This is a genomic window from Candidatus Zixiibacteriota bacterium (assembly GCA_040756055.1).
Classification (GTDB): domain Bacteria; phylum Zixibacteria; class MSB-5A5; order GN15; family FEB-12.
In genome coordinates this window covers 319,262-343,773 of sequence record JBFLZR010000004.1, presented here as the reverse complement: position 1 = coordinate 343,773, position 24,512 = coordinate 319,262, and the positions used below count along the sequence as shown (strand labels likewise).

The following is a 24,512-nucleotide window of genomic DNA, read 5'->3' as shown; positions in this document are numbered from 1 at the left end:
GTGCGTAGCGTCCGGGGGCGGGGCAAGTCCTTTTTGTGGGCGGGGCTTTTCATGCGTTGAGAATTCACAGTAGGAGAGGGTGACTATTTTTTTGCTGACATTGGATTCGGGGGCGTTTAGATTCGTTTTATAAACGATTGGGGAGTACGTAAGTGCTTGCGGGATTGAGAAAATTCTTTCAGTTCGATCGTCATCAGACGAACTTCAGGCGCGAGATTATAGCGGGCCTGACCACCTTCTTTACAATGTCTTATATCATTATAGTCAATCCGAAAATTCTCGAAGCCGCGGGGATTCCGTTTGGTCCGTCGATGGTGGCCACGATTCTGGCGGCCTCGTTTGGAACGCTGGCGATGGGTGTTTATGCCCGAAGGCCGTTCGCGATAGCGCCCTATATGGGGGAGAACGCTTTTATCGCCTACACGGTGTGCGGTGTGCTTGGTTATAGCTGGCAGACGGCGCTGGGGGCGATTTTTATCGGCGGCGTTCTGTTTACGCTGGTGAGCGCTTTTCGGATTCGAAGCTGGCTGGCCAACAGTATTCCGGACTCGCTGAAAGTGGCCTTCGCGGTGGGTATCGGATTGTTTTTGGCCTTCATCGGACTGAATGACACGGGAATCGTGACTATTGGCGTTCCCGGCGCGCCGGTTCATGTGGGACAGCTTGGCGATGTTTCCGTGATTCTGGCCGTGGGGTGTTTTCTGGTGATGACGGTGCTTATGATCAGGAGAGTGACCGGGGCGCTTTTGATCGGAATCTTGATCACCACCGTTCTCGCTTTCGTTTTCAGCGTGGCCGAGCCGCCGGAGCGGCTTGTCAGCCTGCCGCCATCGCTCGCGCCGATATTCATGAAACTCGACATTGCCGGAGCTTTCACTTGGGGATTCTTCTCGGTGATCCTCACCGTGTTCGTGATGGATTTTGTCGACACGACCGGCACGCTGCTGGGGCTGTCGCTCAAGGCGGGATTGCTCGACGAGAACGGTAACCTTCCGGAAATAGAAAAGCCGATGCTTTGTGACTCGACCGCCACAGTGGTGGGGGCGCTGCTGGGCACAACCACGACCGGCACGTTTATAGAGTCGGCGGCGGGGATGGAGGCGGGGGGACGCAGCGGGTTTACATCGGTGGTGACAGCCATTCTGTTTTTGTCCGGTCTGTTTGTCGCGCCGTTTCTTACGGCCGTGCCGCCGTGCGCCTACGGTCCGGCGCTCATCGTGGTTGGTTTGCTGATGATGACCACGATTACGAAGCTCGATTTCAGTGATTTGTCGGAGGCCGTGCCGGCCTTCGCGGTGATAGTGCTGATGAGTTTCACTTACAATCTGGGTATCGGTATCACGGCCGGATTTGTGGTTTATCCGATAATGAAGATTTTCGATGGGCGGGTGCGCGAGGTGCACGCCGGGATGTGGATCCTGGCGGTTTTGTCGGCGCTGTTTTTCGTCTTTTATCCGTATTGATAATTCCGGCATTGTCTTTGGGCCTGGTGAACGTTTAAGATGACAGGAGGGGTATTTGAAGCCAACAACACAGGATCTGGCGGGCTATGGTGAGCGACTCGGCGGGGCAATCATTGACGGTATAATATCAATGATAGTGATTTTCCCGCTTTTGTTCGGGACGGGCATTTTTCAGAACATTGTGAAGCAGGGTGAAATCACCTTCGAGCAACAGGTATTCATGTTCGGACTGGGCTGGAGCACATTCTTAATTCTGAATGGTTATCTTCTGTATAAACGCGGGCAGACAATCGGTAAAGCCATCGTCAAAACCAGGATCGTTGATCTGGAGGGGAGGATTCCGGGTTTCGCCAAGCTGTTTTTCCTCAGATATGTTGTAATCGGACTGCTTGCTTCTATACCGATGTTAGGAACGCTCGTGAGTCTGGCCGACGTACTTTTTATCTTCGGAAAGCACCGCCGGTGCCTTCACGACCATCTGGCCGGTACGGTGGTGGTTGATGCTGCCTATAGCTTAAACCGGGTTCAGGAATATGGCCAACGAATTTAAAGGCATATAAGTACTATGAAAAGGACAGACAAGCTTAAACGTGTAACTATGTTGCTGCTGGTGGTTATCCTCCAGATCGGGCCCGCCGTGATTGCGGCAGACGAAGGAGAAAAAGTGGCCGAGCAGAAAGAGCATTTTTTCATACAGCTTCTGGGCACGCGCGAGAACTGGCCGGATAACATGACCCCGGCCGAGGAATCAACAATGACGGCGCACTACTTCTACCTCAAGGATTTAGTTGCGCAGGGAACAGTGCTGATGGCCGGGCCGGTTTTTGATCCGGTGTTCGGATTGATAGTTGTCGAGGCGGCGTCGAAAGCGGACGCGAGAGCGATAATAGAAAAGGATCCATCGGTCATCGCCGGGCTGCACACTTTCGAGATTCATCCCATGCGGGTGTCATTGCTGGTTGACAATGTTGCGCAGGATCGCTACGTGGCCAATCCGAGCAGCCGGAGACTCGTCAAAGAGGTTCTTGTCGATGCCGGCATAGCCGAAGTTTACAGAGCTTGGACCTCTACCGAGGGCGTAGAGACATTTTTCGCGCCTGACGCTCATGTGGAATTGAAACCCAACGGTCCCTACGAGATATACTTCAGTCCCGACAGTCCGGATGGGCAGCGTGGCTCAGAAGGTTGCCGGGTGCTGGGGTATCTTCCGAGCACGATGTTGTCGTTCGAGTGGAACGCGCCGCCGCAATTTCCCGAACTTCGCAAAATTCACACGCAGGTGGTGGTGATGCTCGATGAACTCGAGACGGGCGAGACCCGGGTGACGCTCACGCATCACGGATGGGGCGAGGGGGGGCAGTGGAACGAGGTTTACGATTATTTCGACAAGGCGTGGGAATACGTTCTGAACAATCTTCACCAGCGTTTCACCACCGGGCCGATAGAGTGGGAGTGACGTGGAGAAGCATTTTGAACTGGTGATGGGTGAGTCGAGTGCAAACATGGAAGGCCTCAGTGTTGGGGCACATTGAATCTCTCATGGAGGGCTGATGAAAACCGTTATTGCGTGTCTAATAACCGCGACAATCGTATTTACTGTGACGACAGCATGGAACCCGGTCGGCAAGAAAGAATTTGACGGCAGTGGCGGCGAAAGAGACACAGCCACAAAACTAGGTGAAGGCATGTTTCGGATTTACGGCGTCAATTCTTGGAGCTATGAGTCTGAAGTTGATTTTTACATCACTCTGGATGATACTCTGTCTCTGCCTGAGAAAGTAGAGGCAATAGCCTCCAAGCTCTCCAGAACTCGTTTCTGCAACCTTCCGATCCAGGTGCTTAGAATTGAAGACAGGCCCGAAGGTAGTGTGGCTGTCGTAGATCTGAAGGAGCGCAAGGGTTCCTGCGCTCGATGGGCAGGCGGATATTTCGAGGGCTCTACTGGCGGACGGGTCACATCGGGAATTCTTATAGAATCGTTCCTTCAACGCGAATATATGGGTGGATGGATTGACGGTGTGGAGTTTCTTTATGAAGGCAGCGAAGACATAAGGAGTTTTGATCATATAAAGCCGCTGTACAGGACCGTATATAGACAAGGGGCACATTAGCTTCCGCCTATTGGTTCACTAGCTTCATGAGCAGGTCGCACCTCCAATTTACATGGAGATGATTATGGAGACGAACGATAAAACGAAAATCGAACAGATTGCCCGTCTTCGTAAAGAAGCGCACGGCTACTACCTGAGAACATCGAAAGTCTACCGCGCTTTTCTGGAGATGGAAAAAGCGACTTACAGCGATGGCGCGCTGGATAAGAAAACGAAAGAGTTGATCGCTACGGGTGTTTCGGTCGCTATCAATTGCGAGTCGTGCATGGAGTGGCACATCAAGCAGGCGCTCGATGACGGTGTGTCGCCGCAGCAGATAATCGAGGCGATCGAGGTCGGGATGGAGATGGGTGGCGGTCCGGCCACGGCCCACGCCCGCTTCGCCATGAACGTGCTGGAGCATTATACGAAATAGCCAATGGACGGCTCCTGGTGGGCGCCGTACAACGCATCTATCCCGTAGATCAATTTTTCAATCAAGCGGTGGAGCGGACTTGCACACCTCTGCCTTTATGGCAACCGGTTTGGAGTCGCTGTAGTCGACCAGTAATCCTTCATTAGTCATAGACATTGGCGCAAGCATACCCATCGGGCATCTTCCAGCCGTTGCATCCAGAAAAACCCGCTCGCCATCTATGTCCACCAGCGCCAGCATGTGATTGAATGTGGCGGAGCGCCGGAAAGGGAGTTTGTTCGTGGTGTTGATAAGCACCGGCCAGGACTCAAACCCGGCCATCCGGAGCATCTGCACCAGAAGAATATTAATCTCGAACGGCATACCGGAACCATCCTTGAAAAGTTTATCAACGTTGCTGTGACGCGGACGGAGCACGAATCCGGTGCTGTCGAGAGTGTAGTTCTGTGAAATATAGTCGTAGATAGCCGTTGCTTTCGACCGGGCATCGGGCTGATCTTTTACAAGCTCGGAAACCTTCTTGTGCATCTTCTTGGTCTTTTTCATGTACTCGTTGAGATAACCCTGAAAGCTCTCGCCGAGGTGCTGCCAGTGCTCATCGGTATAGATTCCCCGAAGCGCGCGATTTTGACCGATCGTGGAAAATAATTGAAAGTGCAGTCCGGCTCGGATAACCTCATTGTCCAAAGTTCGGGAAGAATCCATCGGCGGCGGAGGTATGTTTTCCATTGTCCAGGTATATTGTTTGTAGACCGTAGCGGTGATGAATTTGATGCGCTCCATTTCAGGATCAATTCGCTCGTTCGGGATGTTCGCCGTGAAATAGGTGTAATCCAGCTCGGAGCCGAGTTTAAGAACGAACACGGAAGAGAGGCAGAAGACCGGATGGTCGAAATACCAGGAGGGGACATTGGATACGTTCTTCTCCAGATCCTCGTCATCCGGATAGATTCCCTTTTTCCGGGATTCATAGGCTCCATAGTATTTTTCCTGGCTGAACAGGAAATACTTCTCGGGTCCCAGCTTCTCGAGGCCGCCATAGTATTCAATGCCATAAGCATACTCCAGGATATCGCCGGGTTCGAGATTGGGGAAGGTGAATCGCCTTTCAACGATTGAGCCGCGGGATATTTTCTCAAACTGCTTGTCGTCAAATTCAAACGTCCGACCATCGGATTTTTCAACCCGAGCCTTTATACCGTAAATGTGGTCATAGTCATATGCTTCGATTTTTACGTCTTTGACTTTCTCGACTCCCGATGTTTCGAGCACCTTAATTCTCGTGTGGCGCTCATAAATCAAGCCGCGCAGTTCGGCAGTCACTCTGCCCCGATCATAGATTACGACCGCATCGGCATCGGGAAATTCCAGCGGCGTCCCCACCTGCCGCTCGGCATCGCTGATTACTCCCCATTCCTGCGCACTGATGACGGCTGCTCCGAAGAACACAGCCAGAACAATTAAAATTATCGCGAATAAAAATCTTATGGAAATCCTCCCTGTAGAAGTCATTAGGTTTTCGACAAGATAGTGATTCCTTTTCAAGCGAGCAAGACGAAAACTGGACCCTCTGTTCTGTTGGTCCACACTAAATTATTAGTAGTTAACATCTTACTGGACAAGGCAGCCGAGGAACCCATTACGGGAACCAGACTAATACGGTCTTGTTTTAGTCTTTACGCAGACAGAAGATATAATCCCGGGCAGAAACGGATTACCAAGGAGAACAAAATGGCAACGAAGAAGATCATCGCGGTGGTTGGCGCTACAGGCTCGCAGGGAAGCGGACTGGTTCGCGCTATCTTAGAGGACAAAAAGGGAGATTTTACGGTGCGGGCAATTACGCGCAACACCGAATCCGAAAAGGCGAGGGAGTTGGCTCGCATGGGCGCGCAGGTCGTTCAGGCGGATATTAACGATGTTGAGAGTCTGAAGAAGGCGTTCGAGGGTGCCTATGGAGCGTATCTGGTAACATTTTACTGGTCGCACATGAACCCGGAGACGGAGAAGACCCAGGCGCGCAATCTGGCGATGGCCGCCAAACAAGCTAATCTCAAGCATGTCATCTGGTCGACCCTTGAAGATACCCGCAAGTGGATTCCGGTCGATGATACCCGGATGCCGACTTTAATGGACAATTACAAGGTCCCGCATTTCGATGCCAAAGGTGAGGCGAACCGGATCTTTTCCGAGATTGGTGTGCCGACCACCTACCTGTTGACCTCGTTTTACTGGGACAATTTCATCAATTTCGGGATGGGCCCGAAGAAGACCGCCGATGGTAAACTGGCGCTCACACTTCCGCTGGGCAATCACAAGATGCCGGCTATCGCGGCCGAGGATATCGGCAGGTGCGCGTACGGGATATTCAAGCAGGGGACGCACTATATCGGCAAGACAGTCGGTATCTCGGGTGAACATCTGACCGGCAACGAGATCGCGAAGGCGCTTTCGAAGGCGCTGGGGAAGGATGTGTTCTACAATTCGGTGACACCGGAGACTTACCGCGGGTTTGGTTTCCCGGGGGCCGATGATCTGGGGAACATGTTCCAGTTCTGGCAGGAGTACGAAAACGATTACCGTGGGGCGCGCGACCCGAAGGTGGCGAAGACTCTTAATCCATCGATGCAGACTCTTGACACGTGGCTGGCCAAGAACAAGACACGGATTCCGATTGAGTAGCTCAGCTACCGTAAGTTAGATACTCTTATAGCAGGGGTTCAAAGTGTTGAACCCCTGTTTGTTATCAGCCCCCGGATATCGACTAAAATCATCCCCTCCAAAGACCGATAATACAGCAAAAGAGCTATCCCTGTAAAAGCACCCATTCGCCGACACCTTTGATCAAATTCAGGCGGTATAGCCAAAGAAAATGCCGTGGTTTATCCATTTTCCGGGAGGAAATAACGATGTTCAAGTTATCAAGATTCTACTTAATCGCAGTGGTCCTGTCTATCTGCACTCTCCAGGTGTTGTCGGTAGCGGCTCAAGAATTCGAGGTCCCGCTGGAGGAGCAGAAAAGACAGGCTAATGAGGCGCTCAAAGAGTCGCTCAGCGGTGGTTGGCTGGTGGCTTCATGGATAAAGCATCTCTTGGAGACCGGAGACTTTGCCAGGGTGGAAGAGGTGCTGGAGGGTGCTTTGCAGTCTTATCAGGAGAATCCTCAGAGAGAAGCGCATCTCAGAGGAGCATATGATCTGTTCTGTCCGGCGGCAGGGTTTGATATAGAGCTTTTGAATCGATGGGTCGATTCAACCGACAGCTATGCGGCATACGCGGCGCGCGGGACATTTCTGGCACAGTTGGCCGGTAGCGCCAGAGGTCATCAGTATATTCAGTACACTGCCAAAGAAAATCTCGAAACGATGGCCGACCTCGCCGCCGAGGCCGGCAAGGATCTGCTCGTTGCTGTTGAGAAAAAAACTTCGCTGGTATCCGCCTACGCCTGGCTGGTAATTCTGGCCAAAATGACACCGATGCCATACACCGCCAGAGAGATGCTCGACCGGGCGCTTGAGCAGGATAAAAAGACATTTTATGTAAGACTTCAGTATATGAATTCTCTTTTGCCCAGATGGGGCGGGTCATACGAGGCCATGGCATCGTTTGCTATGGAGTCGATCGAGTATGCCGAATTGAACCCGCGGCTTTGGATTCTTCAAGGGGAGATTTTCGCCGATCTGGCGGGGTATGAATGGGAGGACGGCAACTATAATAGGTCCGCTGAGTTTTATACTATGGCTATGGAATTCGGCGAGACAGTCAGATGGCTCAGTTACCGCGCCGGATGTTATGTGAAACTGAATCGTTTGAAAGAAGCACTGAGCGATTTCGAGCGGGTACTGTATTACGAGCCGGGCAACAAGAAGGCTCAAAAGTGGGTGCCGTATTTGATGGCGAGTACGCGTTAGGAATTCGCGGTGGTCGCCATTCGGAAAATTATGGCAGGTACATACTCATTGTGTGCCTGCCTTTCTTATTGCATGCGGTTATAGGCCGCCGCTCAGTCCGAATCCTACAATTAGAATGATGGCTCCGATGGGCCAACACAGAGCATCGCTATATCAATACGATATCTTTTCGCACACTTACTCCCCCTTGCTTTTGATGTGCCCCTCGTCCTAACTGTCGAACTTTCTCAATTTCTTATACAAATGCGAGCGTTCGAGGCCGAGTTCACGGGCGGTCTGAGTGACATTACCGCCGTTGCGCGCGAGAGCGGTCTTGATGAAGTCCCGTTCGAATTGGGACACGGCCTCTTTGAGCCCCTGAGGCGTCGATGTCGATGATCTCGGAAGGAGCGACTCGATATCGGCGGGCAGGATGGTGTCGGCGTCGCAATAGATATTAACGCGTTCCATCAGGTTCTTCAGTTCGCGCACGTTGCCTGGGAAATCCATCGATCTCAGAAGCTGCTGTGTCTCAGCAGAGAGTGTCTTGGTCCGTGTTTTGGTTTCATTGGCGAATAATTGAAGAAAGTGTTCGGCAATCGGCACGATATCTTCGCGTCGCTCGCGAATTGGCAGGAGTTTGAATTGAACGGCGTTGATGCGGTAGAGAAGATCCTGGCGGAACGATTTGTCGGCCACCATCTTTATCAGGTCGCGGTTAGAGGCGGCAATGATGTTGCACTCGACTGTTACCGGTTTCTCCTGCCCGACCGGCGTGATCTGTTTGGTTTCGATGACGCGAAGAATTTTGGCCTGCGCCGCGAGAGGCATTTCGCTGATTTCATCGAGAAAGATCGATCCGCCGTTGGCCTCGACGAATTTTCCTTTACGTGCCTTGACAGCTCCCGTGAACGCTCCGGCGCTGTGGCCGAACAGCTCGGACTCGACCAGCTCCGACGGCAGCGCGGCGCAATTGACCGCCACGAAAGGACCATCGGCGAAGCGGCTTCGTTGATGAATCATGTGCGCTACGAGTTCCTTGCCGGTGCCGTTCTCGCCGGTTATCAGAAAGCGGGTGGCTTTGGGGGCGGAGCGATGGACCTCGTCGATAAGCCTCAATATCGGTTCGGATCGTCCCACGAAATTCCCATACACGGCCGAGGTCAGGCGATCTTTTTCTGAAATGAGGCTGGTGGTGCGGGTGGCGTTGTCGATCGTTATCAGGACGCGGTCGAGCGAGATGGGTTTTTCGATAAAGTCGTAGGCGCCGACGCGAATCGCCTTCACGGCGGTGTCGATATCACTGTGGCCGGAGATCATGACGACTATCTGACGGCTATCGCGGGCGAGGAGTTCCTCCAGAAGGTCCAGCCCGTTGCCATCGGGAAGCATGACATCGAGAAAGACCAGGTCGAACCCCGCCTGGGCGAATTGACGTCCCTGCGCGAGGTTTTCAGCCGTGACTATCTCGTGGTTGCGCCGTTCGAGGGCGGACTTGAGCGATGTGCGGATTTGTTCTTCGTCGTCTATGATCAGTATGCGCGCCATAGTATCTTTTGTCCAGTCCTGTATCGGTTTGTCTGTCAGGTCACAGCCCGACTTCGTCGGGACAAGACCAGACACAACAGCCTGAAGTCTGTTTCGTTTCAACTCGCATTTGATAAATCAAATGCCTGCCTGCTGTGCTATCGATGTTCAGTATCGACAATCCTTTACTGCCTCTTCGTCATTGCGGCAGATGGATACGCACACCACCGCCTTCTTCGATCCGGTTAAATAGTTCCATTGTGCCGCCATGGTCGTGCACGATGCGATGGCATATCACCAGCCCGAGACCGGAACCATCTTTCTTGGTTGTCACGTAAGGTTCGAAGCTGTTTTCAAGTTTCTTGGGTGGAAAGCCGGGTCCGGTGTCTTCGATGAGTATTTCGAGTTGACTGCCAACATCGCTTATGCCGATGGCCACCGTGGCGAAATCATCGGATTCAAATCCGTTTTTGACGAGGTTGATAATCACCTGCTTGATGGCGTCCGGGTCAAACGCGAAGGAAGTCCGGATGCTGGCGTTGACAATGCGAAGTTTCTTGTCTTCAATTTCGCGCTTGAACATCGCGGCGATGCTTTCGACAAAGGAAGTCGGGTTGACTGTGGTAATTTCAGGCGCTTGCATGCGGGCGAAACCGACGAACTGGTCGAGGAGTTTTGTCAGACGCTGGACCTCGCTTTTAATGGTGGTCGTTGTTTCAGTGAGGATCTTATCGAAATTCGGTTGACCCTCGGCGTGGGACCGCCTCAGGTCGTCGATACTGATCGAAATCGGGGTTAAAGGGTTTTTGACTTCGTGGGCAATCTTTCTGCCGACCGACTGCCAGGCCGCTATCTTCTCGCTGGTGGCAAGGCGCTTTTGCGTATCACGCAGTTTCAACATCATGTCGCTGAATGAATCGGCGAGTTGCGAGAACTCGCCTTCCTCGTAGGCCATCACCGGGGAAGAGAAATCGCCCGAGGCTACTCGTGATGTTGCCGAGACGAGATTGTCGATCTCGCGCTTGGCGCGCCCGGTGATATACATGCCCAATCCAATCGCAGCGAGAATCGAGACCAGCGCGACAACGCCGGTGGCAGTCAGCAGATCCAGAAAGATCGGTTTGTCGGCGCCGGTGGCGAAAGTCGCGATCATGTAATAATCAGCGTTGGATCCGCCCGAGAGGAGGGCCTGGTAGGTTTGATCCACCTTGTAAACCGAGCCGGGGTCCATTCTTTCATAAACCGCCCCGGAGGCGTCTGCGAAATGAATCTCGACAGTCGCGTCGAGCAGAACAGCGAGACTCCGCTCAAAATTGTCCTGAATATATTTGCCGGTGTACAGATACAGGTTCGAACCGAGGGGTCTGACAAAAGTGAACGAAGCATGAGGTCCTTCAATGTCGTACTCGACAGTTTCAAGACCGCGCAGGGAATCATCGGGGGAAGGTTTCAAGCCGGGGTGCACCGGTTGGCCCATCAGGCCGGGGCGGTTGAAGGTGGCCAGGACGTTGAAAGATGAATCGGTTATTTCCAGGAAGTCCAGTCCATAGGGCCTGGGGTCGAGTTGTGACCTCGCCATCCGTCCGGCTTTCAGGTTGGCGATTGCTTTTTGGAAGTCCGATGAAGCCGTCATTTGAGTCACCATCGAGCGCATCTCCGAGCGCGTCGAATTGAAAAAACCGTTAAACCTTTCGACATTGCGGTGTATCTGTCTTTGGTCCATCGATTCGAACTGGCCCACCGAATGGAAATAGATGACCGCCATCACGGCCAGGCAGGGAAGAACCGCTACGAGAACGAGATAGATGCGGATCCTTGCGGTCAGGCTCATGGGGCCATCCCTTCGCTCAAGGCGGGAAGACGCAACTTTGTCAATGTCTCGAGATTCGGATAGCCGGATTCATCGAAGCCGGCCTCCATGAGATTCATGCCGGGTGAGAAATAGACGCTGGGTCTGAACAGAGGAAAGACGCCCAGGTCCTGTTGAAGGCTACGGTCCGCCAGGCGGCAGAAATAAAAGCGCGTGGCAGCGTCTTCAGCCGAGCGGGAATTCTGAACATAGCTGGCCGCGATAGTCAGGGCCTCTCTCTGGGCTTTGGTCGCGGGTTCGTGGGTGCTGAGAAGACCAAGGATGTACCAGAGACTGACAGCGGGGTCATCCCAGACTATCGGCACGAAGGTGAGAAGCAGGTCGGCTTCGGTGTCGTTTTGATTTATCTGGACGTTGATTTTGTCGCGCGAGAGAACATCGGCAAAAAACTCGGCTACTTTCTGAAGGCGGCTGTTGAGGACGCCGATTGTGATTTTCTTTGGGCGGTTGTGGTTTTTGGAAAGCAGCTGCCTGCCTTTGTCAGGGTCATAGTCATACGAACGGGGAGAAACACCACTGACAGCGTACAACCTGTGAACAGGCGTTGGAGTTTTGCTGCCGAAAACGGCAGGCCACATAATGCGAACATCGAAACGGTAGTACAGTGATGTTGATGGATAAGCATCCCGGTTGGTCTCTTTGGAGAGATTCGGAAGCAGAGCCGCGAAGAACGGAGCGTCGTGAACGACAACTTTGTCCGGCGCGGAGAATGGTTCTGGGAGCGGCTCTGTCGACAGAACACCATCGCACGTCATGCCCGCCAAATCACTGGTAAGAACGTAATCATCCACCGGCTCAATCCGTACGGAGTTGCCGCGTGCGGCAAAAAGCGGGTCCTTGCCTGATCTTATAACCAGCGCTCCCGTGCTGTCGATAACCGGCGATATCATTTCCGATGCTGTCAGGTCGCGGCAGCACAGGACGATGGTCGAGACGCTGTCGATATCGGCTGTTTGTATCAGGGCGCGGAGTTTGTCGATTTTGGAACTGTCGCTAAAATTGAAAGTAGGGGCGCTGTAACTTATGCCGAAAAAGGCTCGTTCGATGCGCCCGGAGTAAACCGAGTCGTCATCGCGGTAGAGCGTGAAGCGGGATCCGGGAAAGATCAACTGCTCTTCACCGGCGTCGAAATATATCCGGCCGTGTTTGTACTGAAGAATTTTGCTTTCGAACTCAGCCGCGGAGACCACGGGTGACGCGGTTACCACCGCTAATGCTATCACAGTCACGATTATGGATTTTAGTCTGCCGGACATTACCACCTCCACCGGTTTATACAACAAACTTAAATTTTTGCCCAAAAAACAAGGAAAAATTGACACAATAATGTGTCAAATATGCCACTTTTGTGTCCTTGTATTTCAACGAGTTACCTATCTTGCCTTAATAATGCTGTGTCAATATTGACACGACTATGACCGGCGCGTATCCGGTTGTCAAGCGTAAACTGCTGCTATATGGTCGCTTACGTTTCAGGCATCATCTTTGATAGATATTCCGGCAGAAACTAACCTGAACCCAAAGGAGAAAGTCATGAAAAGCAGATTCATTATCACAGTGGCGGCCGCGGCGGTTTTGTCAGTTGCGTTAGTCATCGCCGGCTGTGGTTCCAGCGACGAGCCCGTGCGGACCAGTGTCGTTGACGAGATGATCGATAGTTTGTCTTCCGCCGTATCCAAGAATATTAATGAGGCAGCTCTTCCGAGCACGACACCAATGGAAGCCAGGGCGGATCTGGGACCGGTGAAACTGATCAATGAAGTGGCTGGTCTGAAACTGGTCGGTGGCAAGCTCTATGGTGTCTTTGATGGTGGTGTGGCGGCCTACGATATCGAGAACAAGACTTACACGGTCATACCGTCAAAAGAGAAGCTTCGGGCAGTGGAAGCCCACGACGGGAAGGTCTATGTTGGCGGTGACAATCTTTACACTGTCAAGGATTCGGTACTGGAGCGTGTCGATGGTGAGTTCGGAGTCATCACCAGTCTTTACAGCTACGGTTATCGTTTGATGATCGGAACCGAGACCGGTCTTCACGCGACAGGCATTTTCGGCAACGAACTGGTATTCGAGGATGTTCCCGTCTCGGCGATCGCGGCCGATGAAACCGGTCTGTGGGTTGGTACGAGCGGAGAAGGGTTGTATCGCTGGGACGGCGAGGAGTTCCACAAGCGATTCCTGCGCCGGGACACTTCACTGTTCGACTATGTCAACACGCTCGCCTTCAACCACAATCATCTTTATATGGGTACCGATAACGGTTTCCATATTTTCGATGGTGGCAGCTGGAAAACATTGACTTCGACCAATGACCTTCCGTCGGACAAGGTTACCTCGGTCGACGCCAGCGGCTGGGTGGTCTATGTCGGCACGGACTGTGGTGTGGTTTCCTATTTCGATGGTGAGATTATCCCGGTCGATAAGCTTGGCGAAGTCCCGGTCAACGCGTTGGCAGTGGACGGCAGGAAGGTTTTCGCGGCAACCGACCACGAAGGAATCTTGATGAAATCCGGCAACGTTGTGAAGACAATCGTGCCATCGGACAACGGCATGAATTTCGATGTTCTCAGTCTGGTCGAATGACCTTACCATACGTCATGCTTCACACAAAAAGCCCCTGGACCATCGGGTCCGGGGGCTTTTAACATTCGCCGAAGAACGCTGTTATTTCAGCAGCAGCATTTTCCTGCTTTCCGCGTGGTCACCGACCTGCAGTCTGTAAAGATACAGACCGGTCGCGACTTTGTGGCCGGCGTCATTGGCGCCATCCCAGTTCACTTTCTGTGTCCCGGCCGACTGCTGTTCGTCAACCAATGTGCGCACTTTCTGTCCGAGCAAGTTGAAGACAGTCAGATTGACTTTGCCGGCGCGCGGCAATTGATATTCGATGATCGTATTCGGGTTGAAGGGATTGGGATGATTCTGATGAAGTACGAACGCGCCTGGCAACTCATCGGTCTGCTGGTTGTTCGGGATATCGGTGGATTCGCCGGCAATATCGGCCAGCGCCTGCCGCAAAGCATTGACAGCGGCGGTTCTGTCAAAGGCGGAAAGGGGGATGTCAAACCAGACATATCGGTAGTCTTCGCCAAGATATCGCCACGCCACCGGCTTGCCTTCCTGAAGCGCGATGTTGTCTCGGGAATCGTAGGTATAAATCACTTCGGCATTATCGGAGGTCAAATCGACGAACGTGGCGCATGCTACGCCGCCGACCTGAGTGTAGAAGGTGTAATAATTGGCTGATGAATGCCGCAGGGTGAGGGCGGAGTCAAACGGCAAGTCGGGATAATCGCTCATCAGGCTGTGAGCGCCCACCAGATCGGAAACGAGAGTGGCAGGCTCGGCTTCGTAAGTCGGGGTGAGAGTCCTTCTTTCAATATGAAAAACATTGTGATAAGAGTCGTCATACGGCAGATAGTTGTCCATATAATCAATGGTGTCGCAATCGCCCTTGTCGCCCCACCGGCCGAATATGATGAGCCGACCGCCCATTGATACGTAGTATGAGAGAGTGTCTATAATGCCGTTCCAGATCGGGCTGAGACCGATATCATCGTATCTCCCCGCCTCCGCAGCGATAACCATCGTTCCATAGTCGATCATGTCGATCAAGTCGAATTGCTGTTCGGCGAAAGGATCGGTGGTGGCGGCGGTGTCAGAGTAGTAGTCGAAGTCGTAGCCGTCGAGAGCCTCGAAGAGAAACTCGCGGCTCACGGCTTCGTCGGCGTAATCCAGCGTATGGCGGCAGGTGCGGTTCACAGCGAGGATCCGGTTTTCATCGAGCAGTCCGGCGCGGGCTACTGACTGTTTCAGGCCGGTGGTGTCGGAACGGTTTCCGTCCAAATCAACTGCTGCCGCCACGTATGAATGAAAATCCAGTCCGATAATCGGGTCGCCATCAATATAGATCGTATCGAAAGCGATCCCGACACTGTCGCCATCGCGGTAGACGACATAGTGGTCAAGGTCAAGTTCGCGGATCGTTCGCTCCCAGGTCACACGGATAGCCTCTTTGAGGGGCATGGCGAGAACATTCTCGGGGGGATCCGGGCAGACACTTGGCGTCACGGTAATTTCTCCGTAGTAGGGTACGGACGCGAATCCGTCTTTATCAACGGCCTGAACATAGAAGGCGTGCTCTACGCCCTCGGTCAGGCCATCCACCGTGGCGGAAAAATTACCCGGTATAATATCGACGTACTGATTACCGTCCTGGCCATCGGTGCGATAGTAACCGACACGATAATGGTCGAGGTTGTAGCATTCAATCGGTTCCCACGATACCACGACGGACTGGCCGTCACCCACCTGAACGAGCGACTTGATGGTTGTGGGCTCGGGTCCCTGGCTGGCGCCGTAGACTGTGGCCAGCGACGCTTTGACCATACGGGTCATGTAATCGAAGCTTATATATTGTATACTGTCGCGTTCGGAATGGTAGTAATTCGAGAAATCCTCCTCGATACAGAAGCAAACATCGTAACCATTTTGCTGGAAAGCATAGTGATCGGACCGCGCGCTTCCGCCGGACATGATGCCGGTTATGCCGGCGTATTTCTGTCCGAGATCGTTCCACCACTGGGCGTAGGCATCCTCGGGCCCGTAATGAACGGCGGCATAGTAGTCATTTTCCCAGTTGCCGATCATATCCATGTTCTGCATTAACAGAATCCTGTCACCGTTTTCATAAGCGGTGGATGCAAAATGATGAGCCCCCACAAGCCCGGCCTCTTCGGCGTCGAAAGCGATGAACACCAGCGTCGCGGGAGACACAAGGTCCTTTAGCACTCTGGCAACCTCCAGCACGCCGGCGGTCCCGGAACCGTTGTCGTCGGCACCCGGCGAGTTCGAAACAGCATCAAAGTGCCCGCCGACCACCACCTGTCTTTCGGGATAGATAGTGCCCGGCTTGTAAGCGACAACGTTGTAGCCGGTGTAGCCGTCGACGAAAGTGTCGATGACGACGGAATCGTAGCCAATATCTCTGAATTTGTGGTAGAGCCAGTCACGTGCTCCGTGATTGTTGACGGTTCCAACCCATCGACCGGGGAAAGACTGCAGCGCGGCCACATAGGCGAGAAGCGAGTCCGGCGAGACTTTATCCACGAGCGTATCGAGACCCGCTATTGATGGGGACGAAAGAGCTGGAGCCATGTGGGTCGGGTGGTACTCTATTGTCACGTTTTCGCTCAACAGGGGAACCAGTCCGGGATGCTCGGCGCCGGTCACTTTGGGGGGCGAGTCGATCAGAAGAAGTCTGATTCCTTGAGTCTCATATAATACCGGGTAGCGGCGTGTGTTGGTGTCGTCGAAGCGACCGTCAAGGGCAAGGCGCTCTTTGCTCACGGAAGATGCAAGAAGCAAAAAGTCGAGCCCCGTGTTCTCGAGCCTGGCCGAGGCGTATTCGTCGGCGAGAACAAGATAACCGCCGTCCACCCACAAAAGGGGTTCAACGCCGGTGTTTGTGAGGGTTTGCGCCTCGGTGGGGCTGAACAGGTTGACCTTGTACAGGTCATCAGCAGCAGCCACAGCAGAAATTGTCAGCAGGACGGCAAGAGTTAACAGTCCTTGTTTCATAGGTCGTTCTCCCAAAATGTTTGTTTGTGCTCCGCCGGAGACGACCTGGATTGCCGCGCGTGGTTGTTATAAAGGTAGAGTTATATTCCTCACTATTTCAAAAGCAGCATCTTTTTCGAATCGATGAAATCACCCGCCTGCAACTTGTAGAAATAGATACCGGTGGCGACTTTGCCTCCACGCTCGTCGGAGCCGTCCCACGATATCGTATAATTACCTGCCGCTTTGGATTCATCCACCAACGTTGTCACCTTCTGTCCGAGAATATTGTAAACCTCAAGTGTCACGTGCGCTCGGCGCGGCACCGAATAACTTATCCGTGTGGTCGGGTTAAATGGATTCGGGTAGTTCTGCGAGAGCGCGTACGATGACGGTATAACATTCAGGTCGGTGAAATCCTCAACCGATGTTGAGCCGCCGGTTACATCGGCTATTGCCTGCCTGAGGACCGTGATTGCCGTAGTGCGGTCAAAAGCTGACAGGGGGATGTCGAAAAACACGTAGCGATAATCCTCGCCGAGATAGCGCCACGCCACCGGCTTGCCTTCGTCTTCGATATAGTCATCGCGGGAATCGTAAGTGTATATGACCTCGGCATCACCGGGCACGAGATTCACATAAGTGGCGCAGGAGATGCCGGTAATATCGGTGAAGAAAGTATAATCATTGCCATTGGTGTGCGTAAGCGTCAGCAACGAATCCCATTGTAAGTTGGGGTAGTCGTCGTGGACACTGTGAGCGCCGATCAGGTCGGAGGCAAAAATAGTATCCTCCACTTGAGTGGTCGGCGTGAGTACCCTGTTATCAATGTGGAACATGTCGTGATAGGCGTTGTCGTAAGAGTAGGAGTTGGCCATATAGTCAACAGTGTCGAGCACGGTCTTGTTACCCCACCGTCCGAAAACGATGATCTTTCCGCCAATCGAAGCGTAATAAGCCAGGGTATCGAGGATGCCGTTGAATACAGGATTGACGGCGATATCATCATACCTGCCGGCTTCGGCCCCGACGATTAACACTTCGTAGTCCAGCATGTCGAGCAAACCGAGCTGGATTGGCCCATAGAAATCGGTGGTGGCGGCAGTATCTGAGAAATACTCGAAGTCGTAGCCCTGAAGCGCTTCGAACAGGAAATCGGTCGTCAGCGACTCATCAGCGTAGTCAAGGGTGTGGCGAACGGTTCGATTTATAGCGAGTATCCGCCCTTCTTCGAGCGTGGCTGCCCTTGTGGTGGATGCAGTCATGAGAAGGGTGTCCGATATGTTATCATCGAGGTCGATAGCAGCGACTTTGTAGCTGTGTAAATCAGCGCCCAGCGAAGCAGAGCTATCGACAAAGATAGTGTCGTCAGTGACAGCTGCTATCTCACCATCGCGGAAAACCATGAAGCCGTCAAAGTCGAGCTCCGGGTCGGAATGTTGCCATGTCACCCTTATGGCATCGTACAAGGGCAATGCCAGGAGGTTGGTTGGGGCGTGAGGAATCGAGGTAGGGGTGAAGTAGGCCTCGTATTGTCCGAGCGATGTCCGGCCTTCAGAGTCATAGGCTCTGATATAGAACACATGCTCGGTTCCGTCGAGAAGGCCTGTCACCTGATACATGGTGTCCAGTGGCGACACCTGGACAGAGTCTATCAGTTGCGGGCTGCCCAAGGGGTAGAAGTATATCGTCAGGTGGTCCACCGCGGGCGAGTTGACGTTAAGCCAGTTCACTACCGCAGAGCTGCCATCGCCCGGCTCCTCAAAATCGACAATCCTGAGCGGAGGCGGGTAATGGGCGACAGTGTAAGTTGTCGCCAGAGAAGTCTGGACTATGCGAGTAGCGTAGTCGAAGTTCACATAGTCGATACTGTCATGAGATGTATGATAGTTGGGGTTTTCCGTGAAGCCCCACTCTATGCAAAAACAGACATCGTATCCATTGCGCTGAAAAGGGTAGTGGTCAGAGCGAGTGCTTGTCCCGAGGAAACGGCCGCTCAGACCGGTATATGTTTGTCCCAACTCGTCCCACAACAGGGCATAACCAGCCTCGGCGCCATAGTACAGGTCGACCAGGTCAATGCCCTGATAGTATCCGATCATGTCCATATTCATCATGAACGCGATTTGCTCGTTTTCAGCCACAGCCCTGTCGGCGTAGTAATCGGAGCCATAAAGACCGACTTCCTCGGCGTCAAAGGCGGCGAAGACAAAAGTCATGGGAACATCCACGTCTTTGAGCACACGGGCCATCTCCAGCACCCCGGCAGTGCCGGAAGCGTTGTCGTCGGCTCCCGGCGACGCTGACACGGCGTCAAAATGTCCTCCTACGACAACATGCTGGTCAGGATAAGTTGTCCCGATTTTGTAGGCCACAACGTTGTAGCAGGTGTAAAAGTATGTGGTGAAGGTGTCAACGACGACGGAGTCGTAACCGAATTCGACGAATTTGTTGTAGATCCAATTTCTGGCGAGGCGGTTGTTTTCGGTTCCGACCGAGCGAAACGGGTAGCTCTGAAGAGCCCAGACATACGAATAAAGCGAATCGGTGTTGACCGAATCGATAACGCCCTGAAGATCATCAGGCCAGGTGATGTCGAGAAAAGTGTTCGCTGACGCGGGCGTGTACTCAATGGTAAGGTTCTCGTTGCTGATCTCTATGAGACCATACTGCCCCCCGGCCACGGCTTTTGACAGGCCGTCTACCTGCAGCAATCTCACACCGTCCCGTTCAAACAACACCTTAAATCTACGGGCATTGGTATCATCCCATAGGCCGTCGAGCGCCAGCGTCTCTTTGGTTACGTCGCCTGCTATAAGGCGAACATCGAGGGCGGAATTCCTGAGGCGATAGGAAGCATCCTCGTCGGCAAGGACCAAATAGCCGTCGCTGATTTGTACCAGCGGATCAGCCCCGCTGCTTCTGAGGGCCTGAGCCTGAGACTGACTTGATACAACTACTTTGTACAAGTCGTCGGCAAAGGTAATACCGGGCAAAACGAAAAATATAACGAGAAATGCGAGTACTCTATTCATGAAGAACGCTCCTCAATAGCTATGTGCTGTTCGCTCTGGGTTGGCAACTGTAAATACGCAATTTATGTCAAAAATCGCTCCCGGATTATTTCAAGAGCAACATCTTTTTGGAGTCTTTGTACCGGCCCGCCTCCATTTTGTAGAGATATATTCCGGTAGCTGCCATAACGCCTTTCTCGTTTGTTCCGTTCCACTGAACATGATGAGTTCCAGCGGTTTTTTCTTCGTCCACCAGCGTGGTCACTTTTTGCCCGAGGATATTGTACACCGACAGAGTAACATGAGCTTTTTCTGGAATTGAGTATGCAATTTCTGTCGCCGGATTGAAAGGGTTGGGATAGTTTTGCGACAGAGTGTACGCGCCCGGTAAATCATCAAAGCCGGTAATCTCCTCCACCGGGGTTGACCAGGCCAGCAGTTCGTCGACAGCCTTTCTCAGGGCCGCGATAGCGTCCGAGCGGTCAAAAAACGAGAGAGGAATATCAAAATAAACATACTGGTAATCATCGCCAAGATACCGCCACGCGACAGGGAAGCCCTCGGTGTAGATGCTGTTGTCGCGTGAATCATAGGTATAGATCACTTCTGCCTCGCCCGGCACGAGATCGACAAAAGTGGCGCAGGGGATGCCGGCGACATCAGTGAAAAAGGTATAACTGTTGCTGTTTGTATGTGAGAGTGTCGCCAGCGAATCCCACTCGAGTGTCGGATAACCGGTCTGCTGACTGTGCGCACCGACCAGGTCCGAAACAAGCGAATAGGTTGTGGGCTGGATGGTTGGAGTCAGGACGCGACGTTCGATGTGGAAGAAGTCGCGGTAGGCGTCATCGAATGTGGCCGAGGTCGTTTGATAATCGATAGTATCAAGCACGGTCTTGGTGCCCCAGCGACCGAACACAACGACTTTACCTCCAATCGAGGCATAGTAAGCGATAGTGTCAAGGATTCCCCTCCATTCGGGATCGCCGCCGATATCGTCATATCGGCCCGCATCGGCGCCGATTATCATGATACCGTAGTCAACCATGTCAATGAGCTGTAACGTATCCGGAATATCGGGGACAGTCGTGGCCACCGTATCGGAATAGTAGGCAAAATCGTAACCATCGAGGGCCTCGCGAAGAAAGACACCCGTTTCAACTTCGTCCACGTAATCGAGATTGTGCACCGAGGTTCTGTTAACGGCGAGAATCCGGCCGGGGTCGAGAGTGGCGGCTTTCATCCACACTGGAGCGATCCCTACGGTGTCGGAGTGGTTGTCATCGTTGTCGACCGCTACCACATGGTAGGAGTGAAATTCGGAACCGAGTGATGGGTCGTCATCTATGTATTCCTCGGCAAATGCCTGGTCAATGATGGCGCCGTCGCGGATGATATCGAAGCGCGCGAAATCGAGTTCAAGGTAGCCGTAATTCCATGTGAAGCGGATTCCATCGCGAACCGGCAAGGCTAACAGGTCGTGCGGGGTGCCGGGCAGAGAGGACGGGGTGCCGTAGAGCTTGTCGTTTCCAATTGAACTCATACCGTCGCCGTCCACGGCAGCTACCCAAAAACAGTATTCAATCCCTTCGGTGAGACCGTTTACGGTGTATGCGGTGTCTGAGCTGGGGATGTTGATTTGGTGCATGTCCCCTTGATTGGATGTAGGGTAATAATAGACGGAGTAATGGTCCAATTCCGAAACGGTGCTGGGTTGCCAGGCGATCATCTGTGATTGCCCGTCGCCCGGCTCGTACAGGGTGGCGTTGTCAACCGGCGGCGGGGACTGATCGGTGACATACAATGTGGCGAGGGTCGTTTTGACCATCCTGGTCATGTATTCAAAATTAAGATGGACGGTGCTGTCGTCCGATTGATGATAGTTGGTAGAGAAGATGCCTTCCTGAACGAATATAACGTCGAAGCCGGCTTCCTGAAAGGGCAGATGGTCCGAGGCCGTACTTCCGGCAAGCGCCGCGTCTATTCCCATGTAAGTATTGGCCAGTTGATCCCAGAGCTCGGCATAGCCTTGCTCCACCCCGTAATAGAGATTAGCTGCATCAGTATTGGTCTTATGGGCCACCATGTCCGGATTTATCATCAGAACTATGTCATCACCGCGGGCGACGGCCTCATCAACATAATGATACGAGCCCCACATCCAGGATTCCTCGGCATCGAAGCCGATGAATATTATCGTCATATCGGTTTCGATATTTTTAAGTACCCGTGCTATCTCGAGCACGGTAGCTGTGCCGGAAGCGTTATCGTCCGCGCCCGGGCAGTCCGGCACGGCATCGAAATGTCCTCCGATTACGATCTGTTTATCCGGATACTTCGAACCGACTTTGGTGGCAATGACATTATAGCATTGGACCCAGTGACGATCCCAGAGTTGCTGGCCCAGAAACGGGTCGATTGTAATCGAATCGTAACCGAATTCGGCGAACTTGGAAGCAATCCAGTCGCGGGCGGCATAGTTGGAGTCGGTGCCGGCCAGACGGCGGTAGAAGGCCTCAAGACGGCCGACATAAGATTCCAGCGTATCCTGCTCGATGAGCGCCATAAGGTCCTCGAGTTCACCCGACTCCAATGTAGTCGTCGCTATTGGGGAAAGCTCCTGTGCAAGAACCGGATGATACTCAATCTTGATCGGTCTTTGTCGGATGGGGAAGACTTCAGCCCGGATGCGGTCAGCCATGAGTTGATCAAAGTCGACTTTCAGAAGTCTGATACGACCCTCTTCGTAGATCACTTCGAACCTTTCGGTATTCTTGCTATCCTGGCGACCGTCCATAGCCAATTGGTCGCACGAAATTGAGGATTTAATCAGTTGGAAATCAAGACTGGAAGACTCAAGTTTCTTTGATAGGGATTCATCGGCCAGTACCAGGTAGCCGCCAAAGACGGCCATTATCGGTTCAACTTTAAGCCTTTCAAGAGCTAAGGCGTCGGTCCGTCCGTGCAGCGTTACCTTATATAAGTCGTCCGCGCTGGCGGAAATTGCGACGATCGATAGAAGTATGGTAGTAATCAGCGATTTTTTCATGAAATACCTCCTCATTGGTCAAAGGAGAGACGTTGAGCACACCTATATGCTTAATATAATGGATTTTTCGTTCGCTCATAGCAGATTCTGTTTTCAGGCTGCGCGCAACATTTCTATCTCAGTCCGGTCTAATCAGGCAGACCATGTTATGAATCGGTACAAACCCGAATAAAATCCGAACTCCGTGGTAGGTTCATCGTAAGATAAAACTAACAGTGCGATAAGAGGACAAATCAAATATAAGAGTGTAAATCATGAAAAAACGTTCCAAGAAAATTCTGATTATTGGCGCGGCGGTGGTTGTGGTAGCTGTCATCGCGGTGATGAACTTTACCGGCTCCAACGGCGAAGGCACCATGGTACAGGCTGATCTGGCCTATTTGGGTGATATATCCGAGTTGGTTACGGCATCGGGTCGGATTCAGCCGCAGACGAAAGTGGATATAACATCGGAGGTCTCGGCGGAAATAGTCCAGGTATACGTGACCGACGGCGAGCAAGTCAGCCGCGGTCAGCGACTGTTGCTTTTGGATACGATTCAATATCAGTCCGATGTAGCGCAGGCGCGCTTCTCGCTCGACGAGATTACCGCCCGCACCCAGGCGGCTTTGGCCCAGTTTGACCGCGACAAGCGCGAGTATGATCGTCAAAAAAGTCTGTTCGAGCAGAAGCTCAGTTCGGAGACGGAATTCGCCGACGCTGAGTTCGCCTATGAGAACTCCAAGGCCAATTATGAGGCGATGCTGGCTCAGTCCAGAAACGCGCAGGCCAGACTGGAAAAAGCCCAAGACAACCTGAGCAAGACCGTTATAACGGCGCCGATGGACGGCGTGGTGACATACATCAACGCCGAAGTTGGCGAGATAGCCCAGGCTCAGACGAGTTTCACGCAGGGCAAAACGCTTCTGACGATTGCCGATCTGTCTGTTTTTGAAGTCGAAGTCGATGTGGATGAGACCGAAGTGGCCCGGGTGAAGACCGGGCATTCGTCGAGCATCCGTGTCGATGCTTTCCCGGACAGTATTTTCGCCGGCAGTGTGATTGAGGTCGGCAATTCGGCCATAATCAGCGGTGAAGGCACCGACAGTTATACGACAAGTTTTCGCGTGAAGGTTCGTTTCGACCCCACCGATGCTCCCATTCGCCCGGGGATGTCGGCCAGTGTGGATGTTACTACGGCAAAGCAGGACGAAGCTTTGCTGATTCCTTACGCCTCTATCGTAGAGCGTGAGTTTGATTCAGACTCGCTGAAGGCGAAGGATACGGACTCGGCCGCGACTACGCAGCCATCGGGTGAAGTTCACGCCGCCGAGGTGGATGAGTCCGGTGATGGTCAAGACAGCGCCGCCGATTCTTCGGCCGATACGACAACGTCGCCCAAAAAGAAAGAAAAAGTCAAAAAGTCGGGTGTTTTCATTGTCAAGGATGGTAAAGCCGAGTTTGTGGCGGTGGCAACGGGCATAGCCGATGACCGCAACATAGTGGCTCTCAACGGCCTCAATCCCGGCGACACGGTCGTGAGCGGGTCGTTCCAGACGCTCCGTAAGCTTTCGGTAGGCGACCAGGTGGTCATAGAGCCTGCCTCTCTGGAAAAGATGAAACAAGAGTAGCAGA

The 24,512-nt window shown here is 52.9% G+C and carries 16 protein-coding genes; 9 read left to right on the top strand and 7 right to left on the bottom strand.

The features are described 5' to 3' along the window. Window positions 1-152 precede the first annotated feature (152 nt). From AB1483_09765 to AB1483_09745, 5 genes are all read left to right on the top strand, one after another. The gene (locus AB1483_09765) at window positions 153-1,463 is read left to right on the top strand and encodes an NCS2 family permease (protein MEW6412744.1); all 1,311 of its coding nucleotides are present in this window, start codon (window positions 153-155) and stop codon (window positions 1,461-1,463) included. Window positions 1,464-1,518: 55 nt separating this feature from the next. Next, window positions 1,519-2,013, top strand: a complete 495-nt coding sequence (locus AB1483_09760) for an RDD family protein (GenBank protein MEW6412743.1) — start codon at window positions 1,519-1,521, stop codon at window positions 2,011-2,013. A 15-nt stretch (window positions 2,014-2,028) separates the two neighbouring features. Further along, complete coding sequence (locus AB1483_09755; protein MEW6412742.1) at window positions 2,029-2,919, top strand: SRPBCC domain-containing protein; 891 nt, start codon at window positions 2,029-2,031, stop codon at window positions 2,917-2,919. A gap of 94 nt (window positions 2,920-3,013) precedes the next feature. After that, window positions 3,014-3,574 carry a hypothetical protein gene (locus AB1483_09750; protein MEW6412741.1) on the top strand — a complete coding sequence of 187 codons (561 nt, stop codon included), beginning with the start codon at window positions 3,014-3,016 and terminating at the stop codon, window positions 3,572-3,574. Window positions 3,575-3,638: 64 nt separating this feature from the next. Then, on the top strand, window positions 3,639-3,989 hold the full coding sequence (locus tag AB1483_09745) for a carboxymuconolactone decarboxylase family protein (GenBank protein MEW6412740.1): 351 nt from the start codon (window positions 3,639-3,641) through the stop codon (window positions 3,987-3,989). A gap of 57 nt (window positions 3,990-4,046) precedes the next feature. On the opposite strand, the gene AB1483_09740 is transcribed toward AB1483_09745, so the two are convergent. After that, a complete protein-coding gene (locus AB1483_09740; protein MEW6412739.1) occupies window positions 4,047-5,438 on the bottom strand; it encodes a DUF3857 domain-containing protein in 1,392 nt (463 codons plus the stop codon). Between the two features lie 282 nt (window positions 5,439-5,720). On the opposite strand from AB1483_09740, the gene AB1483_09735 reads away from it, so the two are divergent. Continuing rightward, window positions 5,721-6,671 (top strand): NmrA/HSCARG family protein, encoded by a 951-nt coding sequence (locus AB1483_09735; protein MEW6412738.1) that lies wholly within the window; start codon window positions 5,721-5,723, stop codon window positions 6,669-6,671. Window positions 6,672-6,898: 227 nt separating this feature from the next. Further along, the gene (locus AB1483_09730) at window positions 6,899-7,900 is read left to right on the top strand and encodes a hypothetical protein (GenBank protein ID MEW6412737.1); all 1,002 of its coding nucleotides are present in this window, start codon (window positions 6,899-6,901) and stop codon (window positions 7,898-7,900) included. A gap of 210 nt (window positions 7,901-8,110) precedes the next feature. Here AB1483_09730 and AB1483_09725 read toward each other — a convergent pair whose 3' ends face one another. The 3 genes from AB1483_09725 to AB1483_09715 form a co-directional block, all read right to left on the bottom strand. Beyond that, window positions 8,111-9,427, bottom strand: coding sequence for a sigma-54 dependent transcriptional regulator (locus AB1483_09725; protein MEW6412736.1), 1,317 nt, complete (start codon window positions 9,425-9,427; stop codon window positions 8,111-8,113). Between the two features lie 178 nt (window positions 9,428-9,605). After that, window positions 9,606-11,237, bottom strand: a complete 1,632-nt coding sequence (locus tag AB1483_09720; protein ID MEW6412735.1) for an ATP-binding protein — start codon at window positions 11,235-11,237, stop codon at window positions 9,606-9,608. After that, entirely contained in the window at window positions 11,234-12,532 is a 1,299-nt protein-coding gene (locus AB1483_09715; GenBank protein ID MEW6412734.1) for a hypothetical protein, read from the bottom strand. The genes AB1483_09720 and AB1483_09715 overlap by 4 nt, the downstream gene beginning before the upstream one ends. A 277-nt stretch (window positions 12,533-12,809) precedes the next feature. Between AB1483_09715 and AB1483_09710 the strand changes: the two genes are divergently transcribed. Next, a complete protein-coding gene (locus tag AB1483_09710; GenBank protein ID MEW6412733.1) occupies window positions 12,810-13,859 on the top strand; it encodes a hypothetical protein in 1,050 nt (349 codons plus the stop codon). Between the two features lie 81 nt (window positions 13,860-13,940). On the opposite strand, the gene AB1483_09705 is transcribed toward AB1483_09710, so the two are convergent. The 3 genes from AB1483_09705 to AB1483_09695 all read right to left on the bottom strand — a co-directional run bounded on the left by AB1483_09705 (window position 13,941) and on the right by AB1483_09695 (window position 22,898). Then, window positions 13,941-16,856: a M20/M25/M40 family metallo-hydrolase gene (locus tag AB1483_09705; GenBank protein ID MEW6412732.1), complete on the bottom strand. Its 2,916-nt coding sequence runs from the start codon at window positions 16,854-16,856 to the stop codon at window positions 13,941-13,943. A 92-nt stretch (window positions 16,857-16,948) separates the two neighbouring features. Further along, entirely contained in the window at window positions 16,949-19,870 is a 2,922-nt protein-coding gene (locus tag AB1483_09700) for a M28 family peptidase (GenBank protein MEW6412731.1), read from the bottom strand. Window positions 19,871-19,955: 85 nt separating this feature from the next. Next, a complete protein-coding gene (locus AB1483_09695) occupies window positions 19,956-22,898 on the bottom strand; it encodes a M28 family peptidase (protein MEW6412730.1) in 2,943 nt (980 codons plus the stop codon). Between the two features lie 254 nt (window positions 22,899-23,152). On the opposite strand from AB1483_09695, the gene AB1483_09690 reads away from it, so the two are divergent. Next, window positions 23,153-24,508 carry an efflux RND transporter periplasmic adaptor subunit gene (locus tag AB1483_09690; protein ID MEW6412729.1) on the top strand — a complete coding sequence of 452 codons (1,356 nt, stop codon included), beginning with the start codon at window positions 23,153-23,155 and terminating at the stop codon, window positions 24,506-24,508. Window positions 24,509-24,512 lie beyond the last annotated feature (4 nt).